Source organism: Larkinella fluvii, assembly GCF_051857545.1.
In the GTDB taxonomy this organism is placed as follows: Bacteria; Bacteroidota; Bacteroidia; order Cytophagales; family Spirosomataceae; genus Larkinella.
The window spans coordinates 1-23,350 of record NZ_JBPZHB010000006.1 but is presented as its reverse complement, the minus strand read 5'-3'; the positions used below and the strand labels follow the sequence as shown (position 1 = coordinate 23,350).

Sequence of the window (23,350 nt, the reverse complement as noted above, 5' to 3'; positions counted from 1 at the left end):
CGGTTTGTCGGTCAACTCAGCATTCGATAGACGACCAGAATGACGCCGATGAGGTACAAGGTGGTAAAAATCACCTTGTTGTAACGCGTCAGCCATTCGGGCAGGAAGATGTCAAAATTGTCGTGAGTGGAATCGGAGTAGTTCCGGGCGATGAGCGTTAGCGGACAGCGGCCGCTGAATACCAGCAGGGTTAATCCTTCCAGAACAACCAGTCCAATGGCAATTCCCGTGTAAATGGTGATGTCGTCCGCCAATCCGCAGTACAGGATGTAGCCAATAACGCTTACAAAAAAGAACCAGATGACGGTATGAATCAATTTCAGAACCACCAATTCATGGCCGTTGTTCGTGCGGTTTTCTCGTGTGTTCATCAGCCGCCAAGTTATAGAAGGAGCCGTAGAGGAGAACATCACCCAAATCATGGATTTTGCTGATCCTGCTCATGTCGGGACGGTCTGCTCGAAAGTAGTTTTGAAGAGACAGGTGGTTGACCAAATCCCCTGGTCGATATAAGCAGAAACCGGTAAGACAGGGTATGAAAACAACAACAGCGCAGAATATTCTTCTGATATTACTGGCGTTCCTGGGGTTGGGAGCCCTGGGAGGAGGGTTGACCTTCATTCTTTCGCCCGATGGTACACTGATGGGAATGCCGGTGTCGGTGTTAGATCAATCGCCTTTTCGCAGTTTTCTAGTGCCGGGAATCATTTTATTCGTCGTTCTGGGGATGGTTCCGGTTGGGTTGGTATTTGCTTTGCTAAAAAAGCCGACTTTCGACGGGGCCGAGCTGCTTAATTTTTACCCGGATATGCACTGGTCGTGGACATACAGCCTCTACGTCGCCTTTGCCCTTATTAGCTGGATTCAGGTCCAGATGGTAATTCTTCAGGCCGTTCACTGGCTGCACACATTCTACATGTTCTACGCGGTGGCGATTCTTTTTGTTGCCCTGTTACCAGCCGTTCGGAATCGGTATCAGCGAAAAAGTGCCGCTGACGCAGTATAAACCGCCCGAATCAACGGGTAGCGGCAGTTGCCGCAAGATTATTCCGGCTCTATATCACGCAAGCCGGTATTCGTAATAGGTAGTAACGGCCCGAAACCCGAATTTTTGATAAATCCGAAAACCGTCTTCCGAAGACTGCAGGAGTGCGGTTTTATACCCGGCCTGTTTCGCGTAATTCAAAGCCTGACACATCAGTTCGCTTCCAATTCCTTTTCCGCGAAATGCCCGAAGCGTAGCTAAACTGTAGATGCCAACGGTTTGAGGATCAGATGGAAATAATTCGAGGACGGAAACCGGCTGGCCTTCCCAATCATACACCAGAAACACATTTTGTGGAGAATTCAGCAAAGCCGGGGCAACCCGTTGGTAGTAGATTTCCACCTGTTGATCCGGCGGGGTCCAGTTCCGGGCGATTATGCTGGCAAACTCCGCCAGTTCTTCCCGGTTTTTGACGACTCTGATTGCTGTGTGATCCGAATTTTCGATTGGGCTGTACGCATCCAGTGCCAGGATCATGCCCGGATCAGAACCCACGCAAACCGCCCCCAGTTCCTGCAAATGCCTGCGTGTCGTTTCGGTGGCTGCGGCTTCGCTGAGCCAAAAACAGAAGGGCAACCCGGACTCTTTCGTGTACGCAGCCACGGTTTTCAGGGTGTCAAAACCGGGCTGGCTGGTGTCCTGAATGTGGACAATATTGAAGGTGTCGGACGGTAACCGCGCATTGACAACCGTGATTCCGTCGTCGGTCCAAACGTTCATGCCGGCGGTTTGGGCAGCCAGCGCCTGAATGTGCCGGTTGAAATTGTCGTCCAGAAGCTGTTCCGGCGTATTCATAACGAATTAGCACTACCGGCTCACCGGTGCTGCCGGCTTGGCGGTTTTTTTCCGGTAATCGCCCCGCGACAGGTATTTTTCGATCAGGCAATACAGCAGAATGAAAAAATACCGGCTTCCCATTTCCTTGATTTTCAGCTTCGATTCGCCGTATTTCCGGTTCGTCCAGCTATTCGGCACCACGGCGTAGTTATAACCCCGCACCATCGCTTTCAGCGGCAGTTCGACGGTCAGGTTGAAGTGGGGAGACAGGAACGGTTTGAGACCTTCCATCGTCTCACGCTTGTAGAGTTTGAAGGCGTTGGTGGTATCGTTGTAGCGAATGCCCATCATCATCCGAACGATGAAGTTGGCGGTCCGGTTGATCACTTTTTTCAGTTCGGGGTAGTCGACCACCTTCCCGCCTTTGCTCCACCGGCTGCCAAAAACGCAGTCGTAATCGCCTTCCAGCATTTTGTAGTAGAACTTCACCAGATCCTCCGGGTCGTCGGACATGTCGGCCATGAAAACCGCCACGCAGTCGCCCGTAAACCGTTCCAGACCGTAGCGAACGGCGTAGCCAAAACCGTTCGGCCCCGGATTCGTGTAATAGACCAGGGTCGGAATTTCGTGCGTTAGTTGTTCCAGCACCTGCGCCGTCTGGTCCTTGGAATTGTCGTTGGTGACGCAGATTTCGTGCGGAATACCGTATTTGGCCAGCGTTTGGTACAACGATCGCAGCGTTTCAGGAATGGATTCCTGTTCGTTATAAGCTGGAATAACTACACTTAATTTCATAATCGATCCATTAAACGGTAAGGCATTAACCGGATGGCACTGTACACTTTCATGAGTGGTGCCGGCACAATATAATTTTGTATGATATCCTTGGCAATCGACGATTTGGGCTTCCCCATGTACAGGTACTTCAGGGCGATGCCCGCCCGGCGGAAGTAACTTTCGCTGTACTGGTTCGCATCCAGCATCAATTTATAATACCGGGCGATGTTTTTGCGCAGTACTTTGTCATACTTGTAATCCAGTTCGCGGTTGATGTTGGAATACATCAGAATCCGGTTGTTCAGAAACTTCCGGTCTTTTTCATTGTCGGCGTAGCTGGCACCGCCAAGGTTTTTCCGGTATACCGACATCACCTCGTCGATGTATCCGATTGGACCGGCTTTGGCCAGCAACACATTCCGCGGGATGTCGCCACTCTGGGACTGGTAATACCAGGCCGGATATTCCGGGATGGCATTTTTCCGAAACATGATGCTGGAGGTGGCCATGAAAAAAATCTCATCTTCACCAATCAGGTCATCCATCGTCACGACCGGTTTTTTGTCTTCAACCAGCAAAACGGAATCGTACTTTTCGTCCTCAAACACCACCCGGGCGTTGGTGAAGCAGCACGAATAGTCGGGGTGCTGGTCGAGCATGTCGGCCTGCTTTTGCAATTTATGGGGGCTGATCCAGTAGTCGTCCCCGTCCATTTGCGCAATATATTCCCCCCGGGCCGCTTCAAATGTGCTCAGGGCATTGTGCATCCCATTGTTGCCCATATTGGTCGGGTGCAGCAGCAACCGGATTTTATCGGGATAGCGAGTCTGGTAGTCGGCCAGAATTTCGCGGGTGTTATCTTTCGATAGATCGTCGCCCACAATCACTTCAAAATCGAAGTTCGTCTGCTGACTCAAAACGCTGTCTAACGTCTGACGAACAAATTTGGCGTGATTATAGGTAACGATACAGACGCTTACCTTCATCTTAATTGAAGATTTCATTCATCTGATTAACCGCCGGAAAATCGGGCGTAATCAGCTCGGCCTGGGGCTTGTAAATGTACGCTAGCGGATAGCCCCGGTCGATGAATGTACTTTCCAATAAGTTGTTGTAACGAAGTTGAACCGACCAGCGAACCGATTCCGTCGAGTTCAGTCCGGAGCGGTGAACCAGAAACGCGGAGAAAAACAGCACGTCGCCCACTTCAAACTCCAACTGTTGCCAGTTGTCGGTCAGCAGTTCGTCGGGAATGGTACCGATGTAATCCACTGACGTAGAGTCATATAAGCCTGACCGGTGGCTTTGTGGTAAAATCTGAAGCGCGCCCAGATCGGCTCCGGCCGGCACCAGCGGAAACCACACGACCACGCTGTCGAGCGATCCCTGACCCGTGCGCCAGTCCTGGTGAGCTCCCAACCGCCAGTAGTCATCACGTTTGGCGAGGTGGCGGCTGTTGAACATCATGGCCGGTCGAACGCCAATCACGGGATACTCCAGCCCGAGTTCTTTCAGGGTGTCCGTAATGCGGGCATCCGTCCCCAGCCGGTGCAGCGAAACCATGTGCTGAACCTGTTTGCCAGTGTTGGCAAAGGCCGTGAAATCGGCGGCAAAAAACCGGTACATGGCCTGCTCGAACGACGGCAGATCGTCGATGTCCACCGATTCGCCGAGGGTCCGTTTAATCTGATAGGCAAAAATCTGGCGGCCTTCCCGGTGAATGGCCGTAATTAAGTCCTTATCCAGAAAATTTTTCAGCAGAACGTACCCTTCCTGCTTGTATGAATCGCGGAGTGATGCCATGACGGTATGAATGAGTTAAAATAGTACTAAACTAATGTAAACGATGTGGACGACTCTTGACAAAGGTACCTTACCTCACTGGTAATGTCAACTTAATCAGCGGCATTTTAGTAAACGAACCCTTTGTTCGGAACGGCCTGCCGGTCAGTCGTTATGGAATAATTCCTTATTTCTCCTCTTCCTGAACGGCGTAACCAAAGCCCGAAGCGCCAAAACCGTTGCCGTTGTAGAGCATCGTCCACTGGCCGTGGTGCTGGAAAAGGTGGCAATAATCCATCATGGACGAATCCCAGCCGTCTTCCGACCGCTCAATGCCAGCCTGGTCGTCTTTCCGATCCCAGGTAATGCCGTCTTTCGACTCCGCATACCCGATGCGGTAACTCTTTTCCACGCTGGTCCGGAAGTCGGTGGCACTCCGGTAGGAATAATACATTTTGTACAAATCCCCGTCTTTAATCACCGCCGGGCGACCAATGGCGTCCGTAAATTCGTTGTACCCGATGCAGGTGATGCCGGTGCGTTCCCAGGTAATCCCGTCTTTCGACTCGGCGTATTTCACGTTGTAAAACGGTTCCGGGTGGCCGTTGATGATTTCGATTTTGGTACACGACAGGTACCACATCCGCCAGCGTTCCGTTCCGTCGGCCTCGGTTTCGACCATCACACAGGGCTGTGCAATCCAGACCTGGTCGTAAATCGAACGGTCGAGCAGCGGCCCGTCGTAGGCCCGTTCAAACGTAAGGCCACCGTCGCGGCTGATGGCCAGCCCAATGCCGAGCCGGTACCAGGCGGTTTCGCTTTTGTTCCAGCCGGTGTAATACAGCCAGATTTCGTCACCCCGTTTGATAAACCACGAAGGCATCGCTCCGGTTTCGTCAAACATACCCACAGCGCCTTTGCTCAAACACGGTTTGTCGTGAACATACAGCACCTTCGACAAATCGTTGGCGTCCAGTTCGACAAATGACGTAGACGAGGAGCGGTTTTCGTCGCGGGTGGCAAAATACACCCGCAGCCGTTCGTCGCTGATCGGGTAAGCAAAGGGAACCTGCGCGTGGGTGCGGCTAAACGGAAGCTGTCCGTCGGTTTTGTAAATCAGTCCTTTTTTAATCCACATGGGTGTTGGTAGTTGAGATCGGTTGTTGATAGCGATCGGCGCGGACGTAAATGCGTGTTTTGTCCAGATCACCGGCCAGGCGGTAATGCGCGGCTACGAAATCCCGCAAGGCCGGGAACGATTCATGACCCTGCGTCGCCCGGTCGTTCAGCCAGAGCGATTGCCCGACGGCATCGACAAAAACCGGCGGCATGGAACGGCGCAGATCCGCGACGTAGCGTTTGCGGTAGATGTCGCGCATCGGATGGTCGAAAACGCAGCGGATGGTGTGGTTTTCGTTCACGCCCTGCGGCATTTGCGCTTCGACGTAATACTTGCACATCCACCCCCAAACCGCCAGCTTTTCGCCGGGTTTGGCATAATCCAGAATCTTCCGGGTAACCACCGACTGGGGCATTTTGCGACTGTTCTGCACGCAGGCATTGAACGGCGTGCGGTTTGTAGCCCAGCTTACGTAGCGAACACCGTACGGAATCAAGGCTGCGGCCAGCACGACGGCGGCAATCCGGGGAGCAACCCATGGGCGATTGCTGACGGAATGGCGGATTTCGCTCAGAAACCAGCCGTTCAGCAGACCGATGGGGCCGATCAGAAAGAGTAAATAATGGGTGTATTCCGATCCGGTTCGGGTGATGGCAATGAATGTAAAACCGATCAGCAGGAGCAAAAAAGCCCAGATTTTCCAGGTATGGATCAGCCGGAACCGGTTTCGGATCAGAAAAGCCAGAAACGTAATGCCCAAAAAAAGAGAAAGCACGACAAACCAGTTGAACTCTTCGATTTTCTGGAAAAAAGCCGGTAACCGGAGCAAATGCGCCCAGGCTTGTCCATCGCCACCGCCGTAATTGAAATTGGCGATGATGTAAAAGGTGATCATGTCGTCAAAAACGCCCGTTAGGGAGGTCAGCACCACAACCAGCAGCGGAAAACTCATTCCACCCAATACAAGCCCGGCGAGTCGGACGGTTTTTTGGCGAACCGTCAGATTCTGGCGCGTCAGAATGTCGATGGCGACGAAAAGACCCACGCAGAACATCATCGGAACTGCCTGGAGTTTTCCAAACGGAACCATCCCGGCGACTACACCCACCAGAAAAATCCGGCTTTGCGACGGAACGGATTGCTGTTGCAGACCTGCGTACCAGAAGTACAACAGGCCCAACAAAAAGATGGGCAGGTGCTCGCTGCTGTAATGAACCAGATCGGCGTTCTGGGTCATGGCCAGCAAAATCAGGGAGGGTAGCAAGGCCCAGCGGGCCACATCTTCGCCAAACCAGCGTTCCAGCGTTCGGAAGAGCAGCCAGAGGGTGGTCAGAATCAGAATCAGTCCAGTGATGCGGGCGGCAATGTAGTCGAAGGTGAAGCCCAGCCAGCCGGGAATCAGCAACAAATAACTATCCAGTGGCCCACCGGTTGTGCCGTCGACCGAGCGCCAGAAAACCGGGTCAACACTCAGCGTTAGTCCCTGGGCAATGATCTGGCTTTCGTCGGGATTCAGTTCCTGGTTAAAAACCACCACCGGTAACCGCATGAAAACCACGGAACCCAACGCCAGCACCAAAAACAAAGTCCGGCTTTGCCAGATCGTATTCGGACGTAGCCAGGCCGGACCAACTGCCAAAGCACCGGTCAGCCAGAGCAAGCCGTAGCCAATTCCCAGAAATACGATGGGGTTTGAGTCAAAACTGAGCATACCTTCCGAACTAAAAAGGTCAGCCGCCCGCAGGTGGCTGACCTTTGCCTTGCTTTCAGAATATGTTAGATCTGAACCTGCAAACGCTTCACCATGCTGTCGTGCATTTGCACCAGCGTTTGACGCAGATCATATTCCCAGTTCCAGTCGGGGTAATGGCTCTTGAATTTAGACAAATCGGATACATACCAGATGTGATCACCGATGCGGTTGGTTTCCGAGTAGCTGAAATTCATCTTGTTCCCGGAGATTTCTTCGCACAAGACCCGTGCTTCCAGCATCGAGCAGTTGGCGTGACGGCCACCGCCGGCGTTGTAGACTTCGCCCGGGCGGGGATTCTGGTAAAAATGCCAAAACATGTTTACCAGGTCATGGCTGTGAATGTTGTCGCGAACCTGCTTGCCTTTGTAGCCAAAAATGGTGTAGTGGTTGCCGGTGATGGCACACTTCATCAGGTACGACAGGAAGCCGTGCAACTGCGCACCCGAGTGGTTCGGGCCGGTCAGACAGCCACCCCGGAAGACGGCGGTTTTCATGCCGAAATACCGGCCATATTCCTGCACCAGAATGTCAGCCGCCACTTTCGACGCGCCGAACAACGAGTGTTTGGTGTGGTCGATGGACATGTGCTCATCGATACCGTTGGCAAAATAGGGGTGGTTTTCGTCGATTTCCCAGCGGGTTTCGGTTTCCACCAGCGGCAGATAATTCGGATTATCGCCGTATACTTTATTGGTAGACGTGAAGATGAAAACCGCATCAGGGCAGTGCAGGCGGTTCATTTCCAGCATGTTCAGCGTGCCATTGGCGTTTACGCTGAAATCGGTGAAGGGCTCGCGGGCGGCCCAGTCGTGGCTGGGTTGGGCAGCCGCGTGAACGATCAGTTTAATATCCGTGCCGTATTCCTGAAAGATGGGCTCAAGTTCCTCGACTTTGCGGATGTCGGCTTTATAATGGCGGTAGTTGGTATACGAATCTTTCAGACGGTCGCGGTTCCAATCGGTCGAACCGTCCGTACCGAAGAAATACTGTCGGAGGTTGTTATCAACGCCAATTACCAAATCGAATTTTTCTGAGAAAAAGGCAACTGATTCACTACCGATGAGCCCGGCAGAACCTGTAACTAATGCAATATTCATATCGCTTCTTGACTAAATAAGGTTGGATACATTAAAAAAATACTATTCTTCACTCGAAATCGGGTGTAAAGTAAATCAAAAAAAGTATAATAGTCTATACCGCAGGATAAAACCGGAAATCGAACAAAAGGCGATGCAATGACTTCATGAAGCCTTTACATCGCCCGTATCGTCTTGTCTATTTCTTTTTACTATGGCAGCGTCACTCGATTACTTCGCGAACAGTTTCTGACGAATCTTGTTCGTGCGGTCGGCCAATTCGGGCCGTGAAGCATATTTATACGTGGTTTGAACGGCGGCCGAATCCAGACCGGGACCATACACGTATTTATCGCCATCCCGGAAATCCTTCTGACGAATGGTATTATATTTCTGGTAATCGCAGGAAGTCAGCGAACCAACCACCAGCAGGAATACTCCTATATTCAAAAGACCTTTCATACAAACGGTTTCAAAATTCAGTACAAAACTATAGACTACCGGCCAATTCGCCAATAATACTTCAAATTTTTATCATTCTGATTGTTACCCCGTTCCCCTGAAGGGGACTTTTAGATCCGGGTTAAGCTGAGTCCAAGTCCCCTTCAGGGGATTTAGGGCAAAAACTCAGTTTTTCAACCGCTCGATTTCATCCCAAACAAACCGGATCAGCCGCCCGATGTGTGCTTCCGAGAAGTCGAACGGAACGTCGGCGGCCCGGTAAATATCGCGGATGGGCGCGGTATAGCCTAGTTTCAGTGCATTCATGTAACCCTGTAAGCCCTTTTGCGGGTCCTGCCGGAAATTCATCCAGACGCCGATGGCCCCCAATTGCGCAATTCCGTACTCAATGTAGTAAAAGGGTACTTCATACAAGTGCAACTGTTTTTGCCAGCTATACGCTTCGTATTTCTCCAGCCCGTCCCAACTCGTGATGGTATCCGAAAACTCCTCGAAAATGCGTACCCAGGCGGTTTTGCGCCCGTCGACGGTTGCAGCCGGGTCGGCCGCCGTTTCGTATACCCAGTGCTGAAATTTGTCGATGGTAGCCACCCACGGCAGCGTTTCGATGATAGACTCCAGGTGCTGGATTTTAGCCCGTTTCAGGTCTTCGGGATTTTCAAAAAACACGTCCCAGTAATCCATCGTTAACAATTCCATCGACATCGACGCCAGTTCGGCCACTTCCATCGGCGGGTTGCGGAACGGTTTTAGTGGCAGATCGCGGGTCAGAAACGAATGCACGGCGTGGCCGCCTTCGTGCACCATCGTCACCAGATCGCGCAGGCTCGAGGTCGCATTCATAAAAATGAACGGCACGCCGATTTCTTCCAGCGGGTAGTTGTAGCCGCCCGGAGCTTTGCCTTTCCGCGATTCCAGATCCAGATGGCCCATGGCCTTCATAATCCGCAGACAGTCACTGAAGTACGAGCCGCCCACAGCAGCATCGAGCCGGTTGAAACAGGTGATGGTTTTGTTCAATAGCTCATTACCGGTTTCAAACGGTTTCAAAGCCGGTAAACCATCGGGATCGACTTTGGCATCCCACGGGCGCAGCACGTCGAAAGAAACATCCGCTTTGGCCAGCTTCTCTTTCCGTTCCAGCGCGAGCTGATCGAGCAGCGGCACCACGGCCTTTGAAACCGACGCGTGAAAATCGAAGCAATCCTGCGGGGTGTAATCGAAACGGCCCATCGCGGCAAACATATAGTCGCGAAAATTGGCAAAACCGGCGTTGACGGCCACCTGATGACGTAAGTCGCGCAGCCGCATGTACAGTTCGTCGAGCTGGTCTTTGTCCTGATACCGCCGTTCCTGAATTTTCAGCCAGACTTCCTCGCGCAGGGCGCGGTCGGGCGATTGGAGTAAGGTGCCAGCTTGCGGCAGTGTGATTTCCTCCGAAACACCCTCAGCGTTGTTCACCTGGATGGTCATCGCGCCGACCAGGGCTCCGTATTTGCGCTGCTCGGTCTGGATGTCGGTTTGTAGCGGAATATTCTCGTCGCGGAAGATTTCAATGGCCTTTTTCATGCCGCGCAGGGCAATGTCGAAGCCTTTTTCGCGCAGTTCGACCAGATACGGACTTTCGACGGTGCGTTTATCCAGCGTGTTTTCGTAGGCGGATAACTGCGGCTGAATTTCAGTAATGAAAAAATTGAACTGGTTGATCAGGTCGGCGTCGGACGTGTCGCAGGTCATCCGGATATACCGCCAGGCGAAATTTTCGGACAGATACGATTCCAGTTCACTGCGGTCGGCCAGCCATTGGCGCAGTTCGTCGGCGTTGTTGAGGGGGCGCTCCACCAGGTTGTCATACAGCGGTTTCACCTCATCCCACGTTTTCAGAACAAATTCTTCGCCAATAAACGGCCGGGCCGGGCGCATTGGCAGGGTTAGTGTCGGTTCCATATTCATACAATTACTGACTGGTTTCGCAGAAAAAACGCAGGCTTCGCTTCACCTTTTTAACTCCGCGAAACATTTTTTTATTCAATTTCAATCACAACATCGTGGGTCATCGGATGGGCCACGCAGGTCAGAATGTACCCGGCTTTCAGTTCGGATTCGGCCAAACCGTCTTCTTCGTCCAGGTGCACTTTGCCCGACAGGCAGCGGCCCATGCAGGCCGTACACATGCCCGCCTGGCACGAATAAGGCAGGTCAATGTCCAGTTCCAGCGCGGCTTCGAGGATTGTTTGGTGTGGTTCGACAATAAACTTGTATTCACTGCCTTCGTATAAAACGGTAACTTCCGGTTTCGATGAAGACGGATTGACTGGTTCGGCCTCTACCACCTCGCCGTGGGCTTCGTGCGGAGCCGTGGCAAAGCTCTCCTTGTGAACCTGATCGGTCGGAACGCCCAGAAGTTTCAAGGCTCCGCGAGCTTCGTCCATCAGGCCATCGGGGCCGCAGATGTAGTATTCAGCCCGGCGCGTAGCCTCAGCGGGGAGTTCTTCGAGCAGTTTTAGAATCGCCGACTGGTTCAAGCGGCCTTCCAGACCGGTCCAGTTGCTTTCCGGTTGACTGAGTATATAAGTGATTCGAAACCGTCCGCCCGATTGCTGCGCCAGTTCGTTCAGTTCTTTTTCGAAAATAATCGACTTGCGGTTGCGATTGCCGTAGAGCAACCAGAGTTGCGTCTGCGGTTCAACGTGCAAAATCGATTTGGCCATCGAAATCAGGGGCGTGATGCCGCTTCCGGCTCCGATCAGGACGATCTGACGGCGGTTTTTGGGATCTAATTTCGGAACGAAGGTCCCCAGCGGTTCGAGCGTTTCGAGAACATCGCCGGGTTTGGCGTTGTCGCACAGGTAGTTGGAAACCGCACCACCCGGCAGGCGCTTGATGGTAACGGCCAGTGACACATCCGTGTGCGGTGAGCTGGACATGGAGTAGGAGCGACGCACCTTCTGACCTTCAAACGGCAAAATAAATGTCAGGTATTGACCGGGTTGATACCGGACCTCTTCATTGATGGGATGCCAGAAATGGATGGTAACAGCGTCCGGTGTTTGCCGAACAACCTCTTTTACTTTCAAAAAATAACGATTTGCCATAATTCCAATATCGCCGGAGCGATTCCTCTTCATTCATTTAGTGGCGGTGAGTAAGCAGCACTGGAAACCATTCCGGAGACTGTCGGCCGACGAAGCCGCAATATACTATTGAATTGCCAATCCGTCTGGGTAACAAATTGTAGTTGATTCAGGTTTGCCGTTCTTTACGCCAAATTTCATTTCGCGTCGCTTTTATAATTATTTAGGCAGATATTCGCAGCCAAAGTTCCGTTCGATCCATGAAAAAAATACTATTCTTTACGCCCTACGGGTCTTTTACCGGCTCAGAAGTTGTATTGTGGACGTATCTGCAAAATTATGACCGGCAGCAGATCCAATCGGCTTTGTATAGTGAACAGCGCGGCCCCCTTACGGCACAGTTACCGGCTGATATTCCGTTGTTTACCTCGCCATTTAACCGCGGTTTTGCCCGGAAAGTGTATTCGAAAGTGACCCACGCGATGGGGGTGAAAGTGTACGAAAACAACATCCGGCGTCTTCAGGAGGAGTACAAAGCCGACTACTGGTACCTGAATACCGTGCTGATGTTTCCGCTTTCAAAGCTGGCCGAGCAGTTGGGTGTGAAGGTGATTTCGCAGATTCACGAACTGCATTCGTCCTTCGAATCCATTGCCTACGACGAAATGGCCCATTCCATGACGTATTCGGATCTGGTCATTGGCGTTACGCAGCAGATTTGCGAGCTGGCGACGGTGATGGGCGCCAAACGGACGGCTTTGCTCTATCCGATTGTGGATTTGAGCAAAAAGAACATTTCCACCGATCGGGTGGAAGCCCTGCGGAAAAAACTGAACATCCAGCCGGGGGCTTTCGTCTGGACGATGGTCGGAACGCGCATTTACCGGAAAGGCGTCGATATTTTCCCCTTCATTGCCCAGGCACTCGCCGACCAGCCCTGCCATTTCATCTGGATGGGCAATTCGAAGCCGACCGGTTTGAATTACCTGGTCGATAGCCAGATCAAAGCCCTGAATCTGCCCAATATGAGCTTCGTCGATGTGCAGACCGACGACTATTATAATTACCTGCAACTCGCCGACGGACTGGTGATGACTTCCCGCGAAGAACCGTTTGGTAAGATAATGACCGAAGCCGCGTCGCTCGGAAAACCGCTGGTGGCACCCAACGCCGGAGGGGCCAGAGAGTTTATTGTGCCGGGCATGGGCGAGCTGATCGACTACCCGACGCCCGACCAATTCCGGAAAGCGATGCTGACGGTGATGACTAACCCGGATTCGTATGAGCCGAACCTTCTGATTGAAAAAAGCCACCAATTTGATGCCTCCATTCAGGTAAAAAAGTGGGAACAGGCCATTTTAGCGCTCTGAAAGACCGGTTTTGCTTCAGCAAATGTTACCACTTACTAACATTCTGTTAACTTGAAGTAACCATTTTTGCTACCGCATAATAAATTCGGACGCAGTCTGCACAATTTTTGTAGACCTTATTCGCTACACCTTTTGAAGAATTTGTCAGATTACGACAAATTCAATATCCGCATGCTCTTGTGTATCAAGTATCCAACTTTCATCCATTCATTTATTCATGCTGTGACGTATGCAGCGACAAGGATGGTTCCGCCGTCATTCCGGGCGTTCAAATACATTGGAATGATTTTTGTCTTTCGTAATAATCAAAACCGAGTTACAGCCAGCTAAACGATAGTTGGACTGCTAATCAAATCAACGCATTCGGTCAATGCGTACAGGGATTTTCTCTCGTTGAAATCGACAGACCGAACTTAGCCATTGATGAGTACGAATCGTGTGAATGCGAGGATTTTCCCCGTATCTAAGATTTTTTGTATCCTTATCAAGCTGAAAAATTAAGTGAAACATAGCCCATCGCACTGATGATCAGGAATTTGACTTTAACCTTTACTTGTTTTTTGTTGCTTTTCGGATTGGTGTACACGAACGCAATGGCGAATGACGGAACTGAGCCGTCGGCCCGTCCGGCTTCAGCACCCAAAATCCCGGAACGCCAGCGTTACCTGGCCATTGTGGTTTTCAACTACGAAACCGACCCGTCGAAAGACGATGAAATAATTGAAAATGCGGGCCGGATGGGCTGTAATGCCGCCGAAATTTCCGTACACTGGGACAAGGTGTATACCAGCCGCAACAGCGCTCCCAACTGGCGGGTTGTCGATTCCCACGTCAATACGGCACTTCGGATGGGCATGAAGGTCGCTATCCGGATTCACCTGGCCCGTGAACCACAATCGCTCGGCGGATTCTATTCCAATTCTGAAGCCATGGTGGCTGCCGATAACACGGTCATGAATTTTGGGGGGGCTGTTCAGTTTAGTTTTGCCCATCAGCCCACGCTTGAATTAGCCAAGGATTTTGTCCGGCAGGTGGCGCAGCATTACCAGTATCTGCAGGATCAGGATCAACTGCTGTTTATGTCGGCCACCGCTTCCCCAATTCAGGAAGCGGAATACTCGCCCCGGAACCAACGCGGAGACTCGACCTACCCCATTCCCTTCGACTACAGTGAGCCCATGAAACAGGGGTTCCGGCAGTGGTTACAGGGGCGGTTTTCGCTCGATGCGTTGAACCGGCGTTGGGGGAGTGACTTCAGCCGCTGGGACGCGGTTACGCCAACGCCCTACAACCAGAGTGACCCCTACATCTCGTTTGGCCGCGGGCGCTGGGGGGAAGATTGGTACGTTTTCCGTCACCTCATGCTGAAGCGGTTTCTGGATGAAACGACGCGGACCATCAAAGAAGTAAACGGATCGATTCAGGTGGTTAACCAGCACGGTTGCGTCTGGGATCGCCAGAGTGGATTGCGGTCGACGTTCGCTTTCAAAAACCTGGGGCAGAACTCGGATGGCCTTAAAATCAACGATGGACCCGACTACAACCACCGCTTTTCGATCGATGTGGCCCGGAGCAATGTTCGGCCGGGTGCCTGGATTTGTAATGAAGTGGATGGCATGTACCAGGCCAGTGTACCGGTTTCGCGTTTTTATGATCAGGTGGCCGAAAGTTTCGAACACGGTGCCCGGATGGTCACGCTTGCTAACTTTGCGGGCTGGGACGCCCGCCCGGCACTGAACCAGGTGATTCAGCAGGTCGTAAGCCGCGGGTTGCTCACGCAGCCGGTTACGCAGGTACAACCCGCCAGCAGCACCAGCTATAAACTGTCATCGATGGTGAGAGACGACGTCTCCGACCCCGAGGGCCGCGCCGGTGACCAGTGGTCGAGGCAGTATTTCCAGAACGGACGCCGGGCCGTTAACATTACCATCAACGAAGACTGGCTGGAAGACAATGCCAACCAGGATCCGCGCGTTCGGCAGACCATTCCGAACCAGACGGCCTACGTAGAAAAACCGTTTGAATTCAGTATTCCGCCGTCCACTTTTGAAGATCCGGACGGTTCGATCACCAAAGTAGAGGTTACCTCCGGCTTGCCCGCCCTGGGGCTGTCGGCCAACGGCGTCACGATTTCGGGAACGCCCAACGGCACGGGCACGATCACGGTGACGGTTCGGGCGATTGACAATAAAAATTCGCCGGTAACGACGCAGTTCCAGATTACCGTGCAGGGGCCGAATGCCAACCAGGCACCCGTGGTTTCCCAACCGATTCAGGACCGTACGGCGCTCGTTGGGCTGGACTATTCGTTCCGGATCCCGGACGAAACATTCAAGGACCCGGATGGCCGGATTGTCAGTGTCAATGTCTCGGATCTGCCGGGCGGACTTTCCTACAACGCCGAAACGCTGACGATCAGCGGAAAACCGACCAACGAAGGTGTTTCGACCATTACGCTCAAGGCTACCGACGACAAAGGAACCAGCGTTTCGACGAGTTTCAAACTGACCATTACCAAACAGGACGACGTCAACAAAGCTCCGGTGGTCAGCAGAACCATTCCGGCCCAGACGGCCACCGTCGGCCAGAGTTTCAGCTACACCATTCCGAGCGAAACCTTCACCGATCCGGATGGCCAGATTACGAGCCTGGAAGTGTCGGGGCTGACCAACGGCTTTGCGTACGAAGCCGATAGCCGAACCATCAAAGGAACACCGGTTACGGCCGGTACGGTTACGGTGAAAGTGAAAGCCAACGATAATAAGGGCGCCAGTGTGACGACTGAATTCCGGCTGACCATCAACAACGGCAGCTCCACGTCTCAACTCGTGATTCTGGAGCCAACCATGGATTGCGTGACCGGTGAAATCAAATTCCGGACGAGCGGGGGCGATGGCACGGCGGTTGAATTCCGGGCTGCCGGTATTACGGAATGGACGGGCAACAGCACTTTCACCGTAGCACCCTGGCTCCGGAATGGTTCAACCCTCGATATTCAGGCCCGCCAGAGTGGCAAAGAAGTGAAATTTACGTATACAACGCCCTGTAAAGGCTATGAGCCGCCAACGGTTGCCAAACCGATGAGCGACCAGTCGTATCCGATCGGCCAGTTTCTGATTCTGAAAATTCCGGCGGAAACCTTTCAGACCTCAACAACCGTCGTGATGGCCGCCGGTTCTTTACCCGAAGGACTGGCGTTTGATAGAAACACCCGGGCCATTTCGGGTACCCCAACGAAAGCAGGTGCAACCACCGTGACCATCACGGTTACCGACGAACGGGGTGCTAAAGCCGAAGATGTTTTTGTGATCACCATTCGGGAGAATGCCTCCCAGCCCCTGGTGATGATCGCGCCCACCCTGAACTGTCAGACGGGACGAATCACGCTCCGTACCGAAGGCGGCAACGGGAGCGCCCTGACCTACTCGATCCCGGGTTTTGCCGACTGGAACACCAGTCCGACGTTTACACTTGCGGCTAATCAATTGAGCGGAACGGAACTCCGGTTGCTGGCTCGCCAGGGCGACCGTGAAGTGAGTTATACCTACACGACGACCTGTTCGCCACCGGGTTCGTCGACGCTGGCCGACCAGACCATTTACGTGGGGGAAGCGTATTCGTACGCCCTGCCTGATCCCGGTGCCGGTATTAGCTATGTGGTTACCGGACTGCCGGATGGATTGACGTACAATGCGGCAAACCGGATCATTTCCGGGTCGCCTGCCAAAACCGGTGCTACACGGCTGACCATCAAGGCTACGGACGACAAAGGGACCGAAATGGGATCGCTGGCTTTTAATCTGCTGGTCATTGCCCGACCGACCAATCCGACGAATGGCAGTTTTGAGGGCTACCTGGATGTGGTGAACTGTGTGAACATCGCGGGCTGGGTGTGGGATGCCAATCTGCCTAATACGCCCCTGACGATTGAGTTTCTGGTAGGCAGTACGCCGGAGTCCGCCAAACTGGTCGGAACCACGGTTGCCAGTCTGTTCCGTCAGGATTTGAAAGATAGTGGCAAAGGCAACGGCAACCACGGGTATCGCTGGGATGTTCCGGAAGACCTGAAGAATAACCAGACGTATTCGATCTGGGCGCGGGTCCAGGGATCGACCTATTTGCTGAAAGGCTCACCCAAGACCCTGACCTGCACCGGTACGTCAACGCCGAACAATCCAACGGACCCAACGACCAATCAACCGCCGGTGGCACCGAGTCTGTCGACCTTAACCGCTGCGGCTAACGTGTCTTACCTGACGATTTTACCGGTATTCATCGACGCAGGACCGCTGACGTATGAATTGACGGGAATCCCAGCGGGGTTACAATTTGATCGCCTGACCCGGGGATTTGGTGGAACCCCGACGGCTCCCGGAATTTACAAGCTGACGTATACGGCAACGGATAGTCAGGGTGCTAAAACCAGCATCGAGATTACGCTGACGGTTACCGGTTCGGGTGGAAACACGCCCACAACGCCAACGACTCCAACCACACCAACGAACCCGGTGACGGGTAATTTCGAAGGATTTCTGGATGTGGTGAGCTGTGCTAACATCGCGGGCTGGGTCTGGGATGCCAACCTGCCCAATGCGCCCCTGACGATTGAATTCCTGGTGGGCAGTACGCTGGAATCGGCCAAGCTGGTTGGAACCACCGTTGCGAACCTGTTCCGTCAGGATTTGAAAGACAAAGGGAAAGGCAATGGCAGTCATGGGTATCGCTGGGATACGGCAGAAGAATTAAAGAACAACCAGACCTACTCGGTTTGGGGCCGGATCCAGGGAACAACCTATTTGCTGAAAGGGTCACCCAAGACATTGACCTGTGCCGGCAATCCGACCACGCCAACCACACCAACCACACCCACCACGCCGGCTACCAATCAGCCTCCGGTTGCGCCGACTCTGTCGAGTTTAACCGCTACCGTCAATACCGCCTACGTAACGCAGTTGCCGGTTTTCACCGATCCCGAGGGAAGCGCGCTGACGTATGAATTGACGGGAATCCCGGCGGGTTTACAATTTGATCGCCAGACCCGGGGAGTAGGGGGCACCCCAACGGCCGCAGGCAGCTACAAACTGACCTACACGGCTACCGATAATCAGAACGCCAAAACCAGCATCGAGATCACGCTGACGGTCAATCCAGCCGCCACCACACCGACCACGCCCACCAGTCCGGTGAGCGGAAACTTTGAGGGTTATCTGGATCTGGTGGGTTGTCAGAACATTTCCGGCTGGGTTTGGGACGCCAACCGACCCAACACACCCCTGGTTCTTGAATTTCTGGTGGGCAGCACACTGGAATCCGCCAAATTGGTGGGAACTACCGAAGCCAGCGTGTTCCGTCAGGATTTGAAAGACAATGGCAAAGGCAATGGCAGCCACGGCTATCTCTGGAATACGGCCGATGAACTGAAAAATAACCAGACCTACTCGGTTTGGGCGCGGGTTCAGGGAACGACGTATCTGCTGAAGGGCTCGCCCAAGACGCTAACTTGCAACGGCAATACGACCCCAACCACGCCGACTACCAATCAACCCCCGGTGGCACCAGCCCCGCTGAGTTTGACGGCTACGGTGAATATCGCCTATTTGACGCAATTGCCGGTTTTCACGGATCCCGAGGGAAGCACGCTAACGTATGCGCTGAGCGGCCAGCCGGCCGGATTGTCGTTCGATGTGAACAGCCGGGGCCTGAGTGGCACCCCGACGACCGCCGGTAGCTACAAACTGACTTACACGGCTACTGATAATCAGAATGCCAAAACCAGCATCGAGATTACGCTGACGGTCAATCCGGCCGCGACTACACCCACCACCCCGACCAGCCCGGCTCTGGTTGTACTGGCACCGGACTACGATTGCCAGACCGGCCGAATTACCTTCCGCACCAGCGGGGGTGACAACACGCTGATCGAATACCGGGCCGTTGGTGTGACCGACTGGACGACGACCTCGACCCATACGCTTTACCTCACCATGCGGAAAGGAAGCACGTTCGATATTGAAGCCCGGCAAAGCCAGAAGGTGGTGAAATACACCTACACAACGGCCTGCGCTGACGGCAAAAGCCCCATCAGCGACCAAATCATCACCAAAGGGCTGTTCCACACCTTTACGCTGCCGGAAGCCGGTGCCGGGGTTCAACTTGAGGTGACCGGTTTGCCGGATGGCATTACCTACAACGCGGCCAACCGGACCTCGAGCGGAAAACCGCAAACGGCCGGGGAGTTTATCGTAACGGTAAAAAGCACCGGTGCCGACCAGAAAAGCAGCAGCATTACGTTCAAGCTCACGGTTCGGGAGCCTCAGCTCACGGTTCAGTTGATGAAGGCCGGCAACGCAGCGTCCCGCCAGGTTATTCAGGAGTTGCTCAACAACAGCTCGATCGGGATTGCCAACTTGCCGGATCGGATCAATTTCTTCTGTACCTCGAATGTGCCAGTGGGCAGTATTTCCTTCGAATTGACGGGTACTTCGCAGAACAACTACGTTGATAACCAGTCACCGTTTGGCCTGTTCGGCGACGACGACGGTTTCAAACCACAGACCGGCGCTTACGTGCTTCGGCTGGCGGCTTTTACGGGGGCCAACGGCAGTGGGGAAACGATTATTACCAAAAATATCGCCTTCTCATTCGTACCGGGCGGTGGCCGGATCGCCGTTCAAAGCATCACCGAGAATGCCGAAACCGAAGGTGACGCATGGCTGGTGTATCCCAACCCGGTTCGGGAGGAAATCAACCTGACCCTGCCGTCTTCTACGCCAACTCCTTACCGGTTTTCGCTTTCGTCAACAACCGGAAATCAGTGGGAATTACAGGACAACACGATCAATACCGTCCAGCGCAAGGCCGTTCTCAACGTCAAAACGTTGCAACTGCCGACCGGTTTGTACTTCCTTCGGGTCGACAATGGCGAGGGAGTGTTGAAAGTGATCAAGGTGTTGAAGCAGTAGGTTGAGAAGATAGACGATAGATCTGAGAGAAGAGATTACAAACCAAAAAAGCGACGGGCTGTCCGTCGCTTTTTTGGTTTTGTTAGCAAAGGGTTAAGCTATTTACCGGACAACAGCGACTCGGCATCCTGGTGATAGAGCGTCAGCCCGGCGATGGGCGTTTCCAGAATGTGCCGAACGCTCAGGCCTTTGTCGTTGGCCACCTGCCGCAGAATATCGCTGTAGTAGAAGGCTACCGAACCGACGAAATGGATCGGCAGTTTTTCGGCATCGGCAAATTTGCGGATGTAGGTGTCGAAAAACAGGCTAAAGGCGTCGTAAACCATCTGATACGCGACCGGATGACTCCGGTTATCGAACAGAAATTTGGAGAAAGACGCAAAATACCGGTTCGGAAAAGGCTGTTTATACGCGTGATCCAGTACCGTTAACCGGTCGACTTTGGGGTAACGTTTCCGGAATTTTTCCGCTAATTCGGGCGGGAGCTGGTCGTGGAGATACCGAACCACCAGCGTCTTGCCCAGATACCCGCCACTGCCTTCGTCGCCCAGCCAGAACGCCAGCGAACCGCTCAGTTGCACAATGTCGCGGCCGTCGTAGAGGCAGGCATTGGAGCCCGTTCCGAGAATGCAGGCAATTCCGGCGTTGTGGTGGCACAGGGCACGGGCTGCTCCCAGCAAATCGCTGCTGACCTGGACGTTCTGCGCATCCGGAAAAACCGCCCGAATGGCCTTCTCGACCACCCCGCACGATTCTTCGCTGTTGCAGCCGGTTCCGTAATAAAAAACGTCCGTCACCGTTTCTTGAATGGTTGGTAACAAACTGGTTTGCAGTTCGGCAGCGATGGCGGCACTGTCCTGGTAATAGGGATTAAAGCCAATGGTGCGGGCCTGGTCTACCCGGCCGGTGGTGTCGATGGTTCGCCAATCGGTTTTGGTGGAACCGCTGTCTGCGATGAGTATCATATTCGGACTGTGAGTTGCTGGTTAAGTGATTAATTTTCCGACCGGTTTGAAACGCCCAAACACCCATTCGCCGTGGGGCGCATCGGGCAGTTCGTCGGTGAGATCCTGGCCGGCCCAGTGTTCATAATGTTTTCCGTTTCGCCAGAGTCGGCTTGGTGATACATCGTAAATAATGCCCTGGTACGCACACCAGATTTCGTCGCGGTCGGAGCCGTTTCGGAGCGCGAGTTGCGAGCGGGTGTATTCTTTCAGCGTATCCTCTTTGCCAACATTCATGGACTTATCAACAGTTCAGTCGGCAAAAATGCAACTTTACCGAGAAGTTTATACAGGGATTTCGTAAAAACACTTAACTTTAACCGCTTACTAATGAACACAGTCGCGTCTTTAAATTTTTACGTTTTATGAAAAAAACTACACCAATCGCCTTTGTTGCCGTGTTGACCTTGTTTGCGGTTTTAACCGGCTGCAACAAAGACAAGACGACCCCGCTTTCGGACCGGATCAAGAAAAACTGGACGGCGCAAAAAGTGGAGGAAAACAACGTGGTAGTTTATACCAAAGGCGGAACCAGCAATGTCAAGCCGGGCTATTCGCAATATTCACTGGATTTGAGCAATCCACCCACCGTGGTGATCAAACAGGTCGATGGGTTCACATCGACCGGGCAATACGAATTGCAGGGCGATACCAAGCTCATTCTGAAGAGCCTGAGCCCGGCACCGACCGATGGGCCAACCATTGAATTCAACATCGGCACGGCTACTGAAACCTCCCTGGAACTGACCCGGACAACGGCAGACCGCAAAACCGGCGGCACCACCAACAAATATACCCTGGCCAATCCATAGATCTGTCCGGTTCCGGGTTGGGATCAACCGGGAATTGCGCCGTATATTTCGCCGTTTTCGAACCGAAAGCGGCTTTTTTGCTTTAGTATCAGTATGAATACACGAACCGAACTGGATTCTCTGGGCGAAATTGCCCTGATCGATCGCATCAACCGGGCGTTTGGCCAAACTTCCCAACCCGAAACCGTACGCGGTATTGGCGACGATGCCGCCGTGATCGATACCGGTGGGCCGGACTACCTGCTCCTTTCCACCGACATGCTGCTGGAAGGCGTTCACTTCGATCTGGCCTATACGCCCCTGAAACACCTGGGATTCAAAGCCGTTGCGGTCAACGTCTCCGACATTGCCGCCATGAACGGAATTCCTCTGCAAATTACGGTGAGCGTGGCCCTCAGCAACCGGTTTTCGGTCGAAGCTGTAGAGGAGTTGTACGAAGGGATCAAAGCCGCCTGCGAAGCTTATCAGGTCGATTTGATTGGGGGCGATACCACGTCTTCGCGTTCGGGACTGGTTATTTCAGTAACCGTCACGGGCCGCGTAGAACGGGATAAAATCACGTACCGCAACACCGCCCAGCCCAACGACGTCATCTGCGTGACGGGCGATCTGGGAGCGGCTTTCTGCGGATTGCAACTGCTGGAACGGGAAAAACAGGTTTTTCTGGCGGATCCCACCATGCAGCCCGAAATCAGCGAAGACAAATCGTATGTGCTGGAACGCCAGCTTCGGCCTTCCGCACGCACCGACATTGTGTATGAACTCCGGGATCTGGGCATCGTGCCAACGGCGATGATTGACGTGTCGGATGGCCTGGCGTCGGAATTGATTCACATCTGCACGCAATCCAAAACCGGGGCGGTTATTTTCGACGAAAACCTGCCGATCGACGATGTGACGTATTTGGCCGCTACCGAACTGAACATCAGCCCCATCACGGCGGCTTTAAATGGTGGAGAAGACTACGAACTGCTGTTTACGATCCGTCCGCAGGAGTTCGAGAAACTAAAAAACCACGCCCGCATCACGCCCATCGGCTACCTCACCGACAAACCGGAATCGATTCTGCTGGCCACCAAAGCGGGGCAATATACGCAGATCAAGGCGCAGGGGTGGAAACACTTTTAAAAAAGAAATATCGAATACTGAATATAGAATAACAAATGTTGAAGTAAGTGATCTGGCTTTCAGCATTCGTTATTCTATATTCAGTATCAGTACTGTACGAAGGATTTGATCTTCCGGGATAAATAGCTAAGTATTTGTTGTTCTTTGATCTACTGGATTTTCGAAAGCGATGGATAAACCAATTATTCAGAGTCAATCGGTTTTGGCT

Annotated in this window: 18 protein-coding genes; 5 read left to right on the top strand and 13 right to left on the bottom strand. The window is 53.1% G+C overall.

Annotated elements, in window-relative coordinates; translation table 11 throughout:
- Window positions 1–11: 11 nt before the first annotated feature.
- Window positions 12–371 (bottom strand): hypothetical protein, encoded by a 360-nt coding sequence (locus ACS5NO_RS16370; protein ID WP_439416169.1) that lies wholly within the window; start codon window positions 369–371, stop codon window positions 12–14.
- 164 nt (window positions 372–535) lie between these two features.
- Here ACS5NO_RS16370 and ACS5NO_RS16365 point away from each other — a divergent pair, with 164 nt between their 5' ends.
- A complete protein-coding gene (locus ACS5NO_RS16365) occupies window positions 536–1,006 on the top strand; it encodes a hypothetical protein (protein ID WP_439416168.1) in 471 nt (156 codons plus the stop codon).
- A 54-nt stretch (window positions 1,007–1,060) separates the two neighbouring features.
- Here ACS5NO_RS16365 and ACS5NO_RS16360 read toward each other — a convergent pair whose 3' ends face one another.
- The 10 genes from ACS5NO_RS16360 to ACS5NO_RS16315 all read right to left on the bottom strand — a co-directional run bounded on the left by ACS5NO_RS16360 (window position 1,061) and on the right by ACS5NO_RS16315 (window position 11,887).
- Window positions 1,061–1,840: a GNAT family N-acetyltransferase gene (locus ACS5NO_RS16360; protein ID WP_439416167.1), complete on the bottom strand. Its 780-nt coding sequence runs from the start codon at window positions 1,838–1,840 to the stop codon at window positions 1,061–1,063.
- 12 nt (window positions 1,841–1,852) lie between these two features.
- Complete coding sequence (locus ACS5NO_RS16355; RefSeq protein WP_439416166.1) at window positions 1,853–2,617, bottom strand: glycosyltransferase family 2 protein; 765 nt, start codon at window positions 2,615–2,617, stop codon at window positions 1,853–1,855.
- Window positions 2,614–3,603 (bottom strand): glycosyltransferase family 2 protein, encoded by a 990-nt coding sequence (locus ACS5NO_RS16350; RefSeq protein WP_439416165.1) that lies wholly within the window; start codon window positions 3,601–3,603, stop codon window positions 2,614–2,616. The genes ACS5NO_RS16355 and ACS5NO_RS16350 overlap by 4 nt, the downstream gene beginning before the upstream one ends.
- Entirely contained in the window at window positions 3,587–4,402 is an 816-nt protein-coding gene (locus ACS5NO_RS16345; protein ID WP_439416164.1) for a phytanoyl-CoA dioxygenase family protein, read from the bottom strand. Before ACS5NO_RS16345 ends, ACS5NO_RS16350 begins: the two co-directional genes overlap by 17 nt.
- Before the next feature lie 166 nt (window positions 4,403–4,568).
- Window positions 4,569–5,519 (bottom strand): glycoside hydrolase family protein, encoded by a 951-nt coding sequence (locus tag ACS5NO_RS16340; RefSeq protein WP_439416163.1) that lies wholly within the window; start codon window positions 5,517–5,519, stop codon window positions 4,569–4,571.
- Complete coding sequence (locus ACS5NO_RS16335; protein ID WP_439416162.1) at window positions 5,509–7,212, bottom strand: hypothetical protein; 1,704 nt, start codon at window positions 7,210–7,212, stop codon at window positions 5,509–5,511. The genes ACS5NO_RS16340 and ACS5NO_RS16335 overlap by 11 nt, the downstream gene beginning before the upstream one ends.
- A gap of 65 nt (window positions 7,213–7,277) precedes the next feature.
- Window positions 7,278–8,351, bottom strand: a complete 1,074-nt coding sequence (locus ACS5NO_RS16330; protein WP_114404363.1) for an NAD-dependent epimerase/dehydratase family protein — start codon at window positions 8,349–8,351, stop codon at window positions 7,278–7,280.
- Window positions 8,352–8,561: 210 nt separating this feature from the next.
- Window positions 8,562–8,792 (bottom strand): hypothetical protein, encoded by a 231-nt coding sequence (locus ACS5NO_RS16325; RefSeq protein WP_421828564.1) that lies wholly within the window; start codon window positions 8,790–8,792, stop codon window positions 8,562–8,564.
- Between the two features lie 165 nt (window positions 8,793–8,957).
- Window positions 8,958–10,745 carry a M3 family oligoendopeptidase gene (locus ACS5NO_RS16320; RefSeq protein ID WP_439416161.1) on the bottom strand — a complete coding sequence of 596 codons (1,788 nt, stop codon included), beginning with the start codon at window positions 10,743–10,745 and terminating at the stop codon, window positions 8,958–8,960.
- A 71-nt stretch (window positions 10,746–10,816) separates the two neighbouring features.
- Entirely contained in the window at window positions 10,817–11,887 is a 1,071-nt protein-coding gene (locus ACS5NO_RS16315) for a 2Fe-2S iron-sulfur cluster-binding protein (protein ID WP_439416607.1), read from the bottom strand.
- A gap of 239 nt (window positions 11,888–12,126) precedes the next feature.
- Between ACS5NO_RS16315 and ACS5NO_RS16310 the strand changes: the two genes are divergently transcribed.
- A complete protein-coding gene (locus ACS5NO_RS16310) occupies window positions 12,127–13,236 on the top strand; it encodes a glycosyltransferase family 4 protein (protein WP_439416160.1) in 1,110 nt (369 codons plus the stop codon).
- A 593-nt stretch (window positions 13,237–13,829) separates the two neighbouring features.
- The gene (locus ACS5NO_RS16305; protein ID WP_439416159.1) at window positions 13,830–20,198 is read left to right on the top strand and encodes a putative Ig domain-containing protein; all 6,369 of its coding nucleotides are present in this window, start codon (window positions 13,830–13,832) and stop codon (window positions 20,196–20,198) included.
- A 98-nt stretch (window positions 20,199–20,296) separates the two neighbouring features.
- Here ACS5NO_RS16305 and ACS5NO_RS16300 read toward each other — a convergent pair whose 3' ends face one another.
- Window positions 20,297–21,163, bottom strand: coding sequence for an N-acetylglucosamine kinase (locus ACS5NO_RS16300; protein WP_439416158.1), 867 nt, complete (start codon window positions 21,161–21,163; stop codon window positions 20,297–20,299).
- Window positions 21,164–21,184: 21 nt separating this feature from the next.
- Window positions 21,185–21,439 carry a cytochrome b5 domain-containing protein gene (locus ACS5NO_RS16295; protein WP_439416157.1) on the bottom strand — a complete coding sequence of 85 codons (255 nt, stop codon included), beginning with the start codon at window positions 21,437–21,439 and terminating at the stop codon, window positions 21,185–21,187.
- A 128-nt stretch (window positions 21,440–21,567) separates the two neighbouring features.
- Between ACS5NO_RS16295 and ACS5NO_RS16290 the strand changes: the two genes are divergently transcribed.
- Together ACS5NO_RS16290 and thiL are read left to right on the top strand one after the other, a co-directional pair.
- Window positions 21,568–22,014 carry a hypothetical protein gene (locus tag ACS5NO_RS16290; RefSeq protein WP_138995073.1) on the top strand — a complete coding sequence of 149 codons (447 nt, stop codon included), beginning with the start codon at window positions 21,568–21,570 and terminating at the stop codon, window positions 22,012–22,014.
- 93 nt (window positions 22,015–22,107) lie between these two features.
- Window positions 22,108–23,142, top strand: coding sequence for a thiamine-phosphate kinase (thiL, locus tag ACS5NO_RS16285; RefSeq protein WP_439416156.1), 1,035 nt, complete (start codon window positions 22,108–22,110; stop codon window positions 23,140–23,142).
- Window positions 23,143–23,350 lie beyond the last annotated feature (208 nt).

What these genes read in the sequence shown, in the direction of transcription:
- ACS5NO_RS16370 (WP_439416169.1), bottom strand. Translation starts at nt 371, where the DNA reads ATGAACACACGAGAAAACCGCACGAACAACGGCCATGAATTGGTGGTT.
- ACS5NO_RS16365 (WP_439416168.1), top strand. Translation starts at nt 536, where the DNA reads ATGAAAACAACAACAGCGCAGAATATTCTTCTGATATTACTGGCGTTC.
- ACS5NO_RS16360 (WP_439416167.1), bottom strand. Translation starts at nt 1,840, where the DNA reads ATGAATACGCCGGAACAGCTTCTGGACGACAATTTCAACCGGCACATT.
- ACS5NO_RS16355 (WP_439416166.1), bottom strand. Translation starts at nt 2,617, where the DNA reads ATGAAATTAAGTGTAGTTATTCCAGCTTATAACGAACAGGAATCCATT.
- ACS5NO_RS16350 (WP_439416165.1), bottom strand. Translation starts at nt 3,603, where the DNA reads ATGAAATCTTCAATTAAGATGAAGGTAAGCGTCTGTATCGTTACCTAT.
- ACS5NO_RS16345 (WP_439416164.1), bottom strand. Translation starts at nt 4,402, where the DNA reads ATGGCATCACTCCGCGATTCATACAAGCAGGAAGGGTACGTTCTGCTG.
- ACS5NO_RS16340 (WP_439416163.1), bottom strand. Translation starts at nt 5,519, where the DNA reads ATGTGGATTAAAAAAGGACTGATTTACAAAACCGACGGACAGCTTCCG.
- ACS5NO_RS16335 (WP_439416162.1), bottom strand. Translation starts at nt 7,212, where the DNA reads ATGCTCAGTTTTGACTCAAACCCCATCGTATTTCTGGGAATTGGCTAC.
- ACS5NO_RS16330 (WP_114404363.1), bottom strand. Translation starts at nt 8,351, where the DNA reads ATGAATATTGCATTAGTTACAGGTTCTGCCGGGCTCATCGGTAGTGAA.
- ACS5NO_RS16325 (WP_421828564.1), bottom strand. Translation starts at nt 8,792, where the DNA reads ATGAAAGGTCTTTTGAATATAGGAGTATTCCTGCTGGTGGTTGGTTCG.
- ACS5NO_RS16320 (WP_439416161.1), bottom strand. Translation starts at nt 10,745, where the DNA reads ATGAATATGGAACCGACACTAACCCTGCCAATGCGCCCGGCCCGGCCG.
- ACS5NO_RS16315 (WP_439416607.1), bottom strand. Translation starts at nt 11,887, where the DNA reads ATGGCAAATCGTTATTTTTTGAAAGTAAAAGAGGTTGTTCGGCAAACA.
- ACS5NO_RS16310 (WP_439416160.1), top strand. Translation starts at nt 12,127, where the DNA reads ATGAAAAAAATACTATTCTTTACGCCCTACGGGTCTTTTACCGGCTCA.
- ACS5NO_RS16305 (WP_439416159.1), top strand. Translation starts at nt 13,830, where the DNA reads ATGGCGAATGACGGAACTGAGCCGTCGGCCCGTCCGGCTTCAGCACCC.
- ACS5NO_RS16300 (WP_439416158.1), bottom strand. Translation starts at nt 21,163, where the DNA reads ATGATACTCATCGCAGACAGCGGTTCCACCAAAACCGATTGGCGAACC.
- ACS5NO_RS16295 (WP_439416157.1), bottom strand. Translation starts at nt 21,439, where the DNA reads ATGAATGTTGGCAAAGAGGATACGCTGAAAGAATACACCCGCTCGCAA.
- ACS5NO_RS16290 (WP_138995073.1), top strand. Translation starts at nt 21,568, where the DNA reads ATGAAAAAAACTACACCAATCGCCTTTGTTGCCGTGTTGACCTTGTTT.
- thiL (WP_439416156.1), top strand. Translation starts at nt 22,108, where the DNA reads ATGAATACACGAACCGAACTGGATTCTCTGGGCGAAATTGCCCTGATC.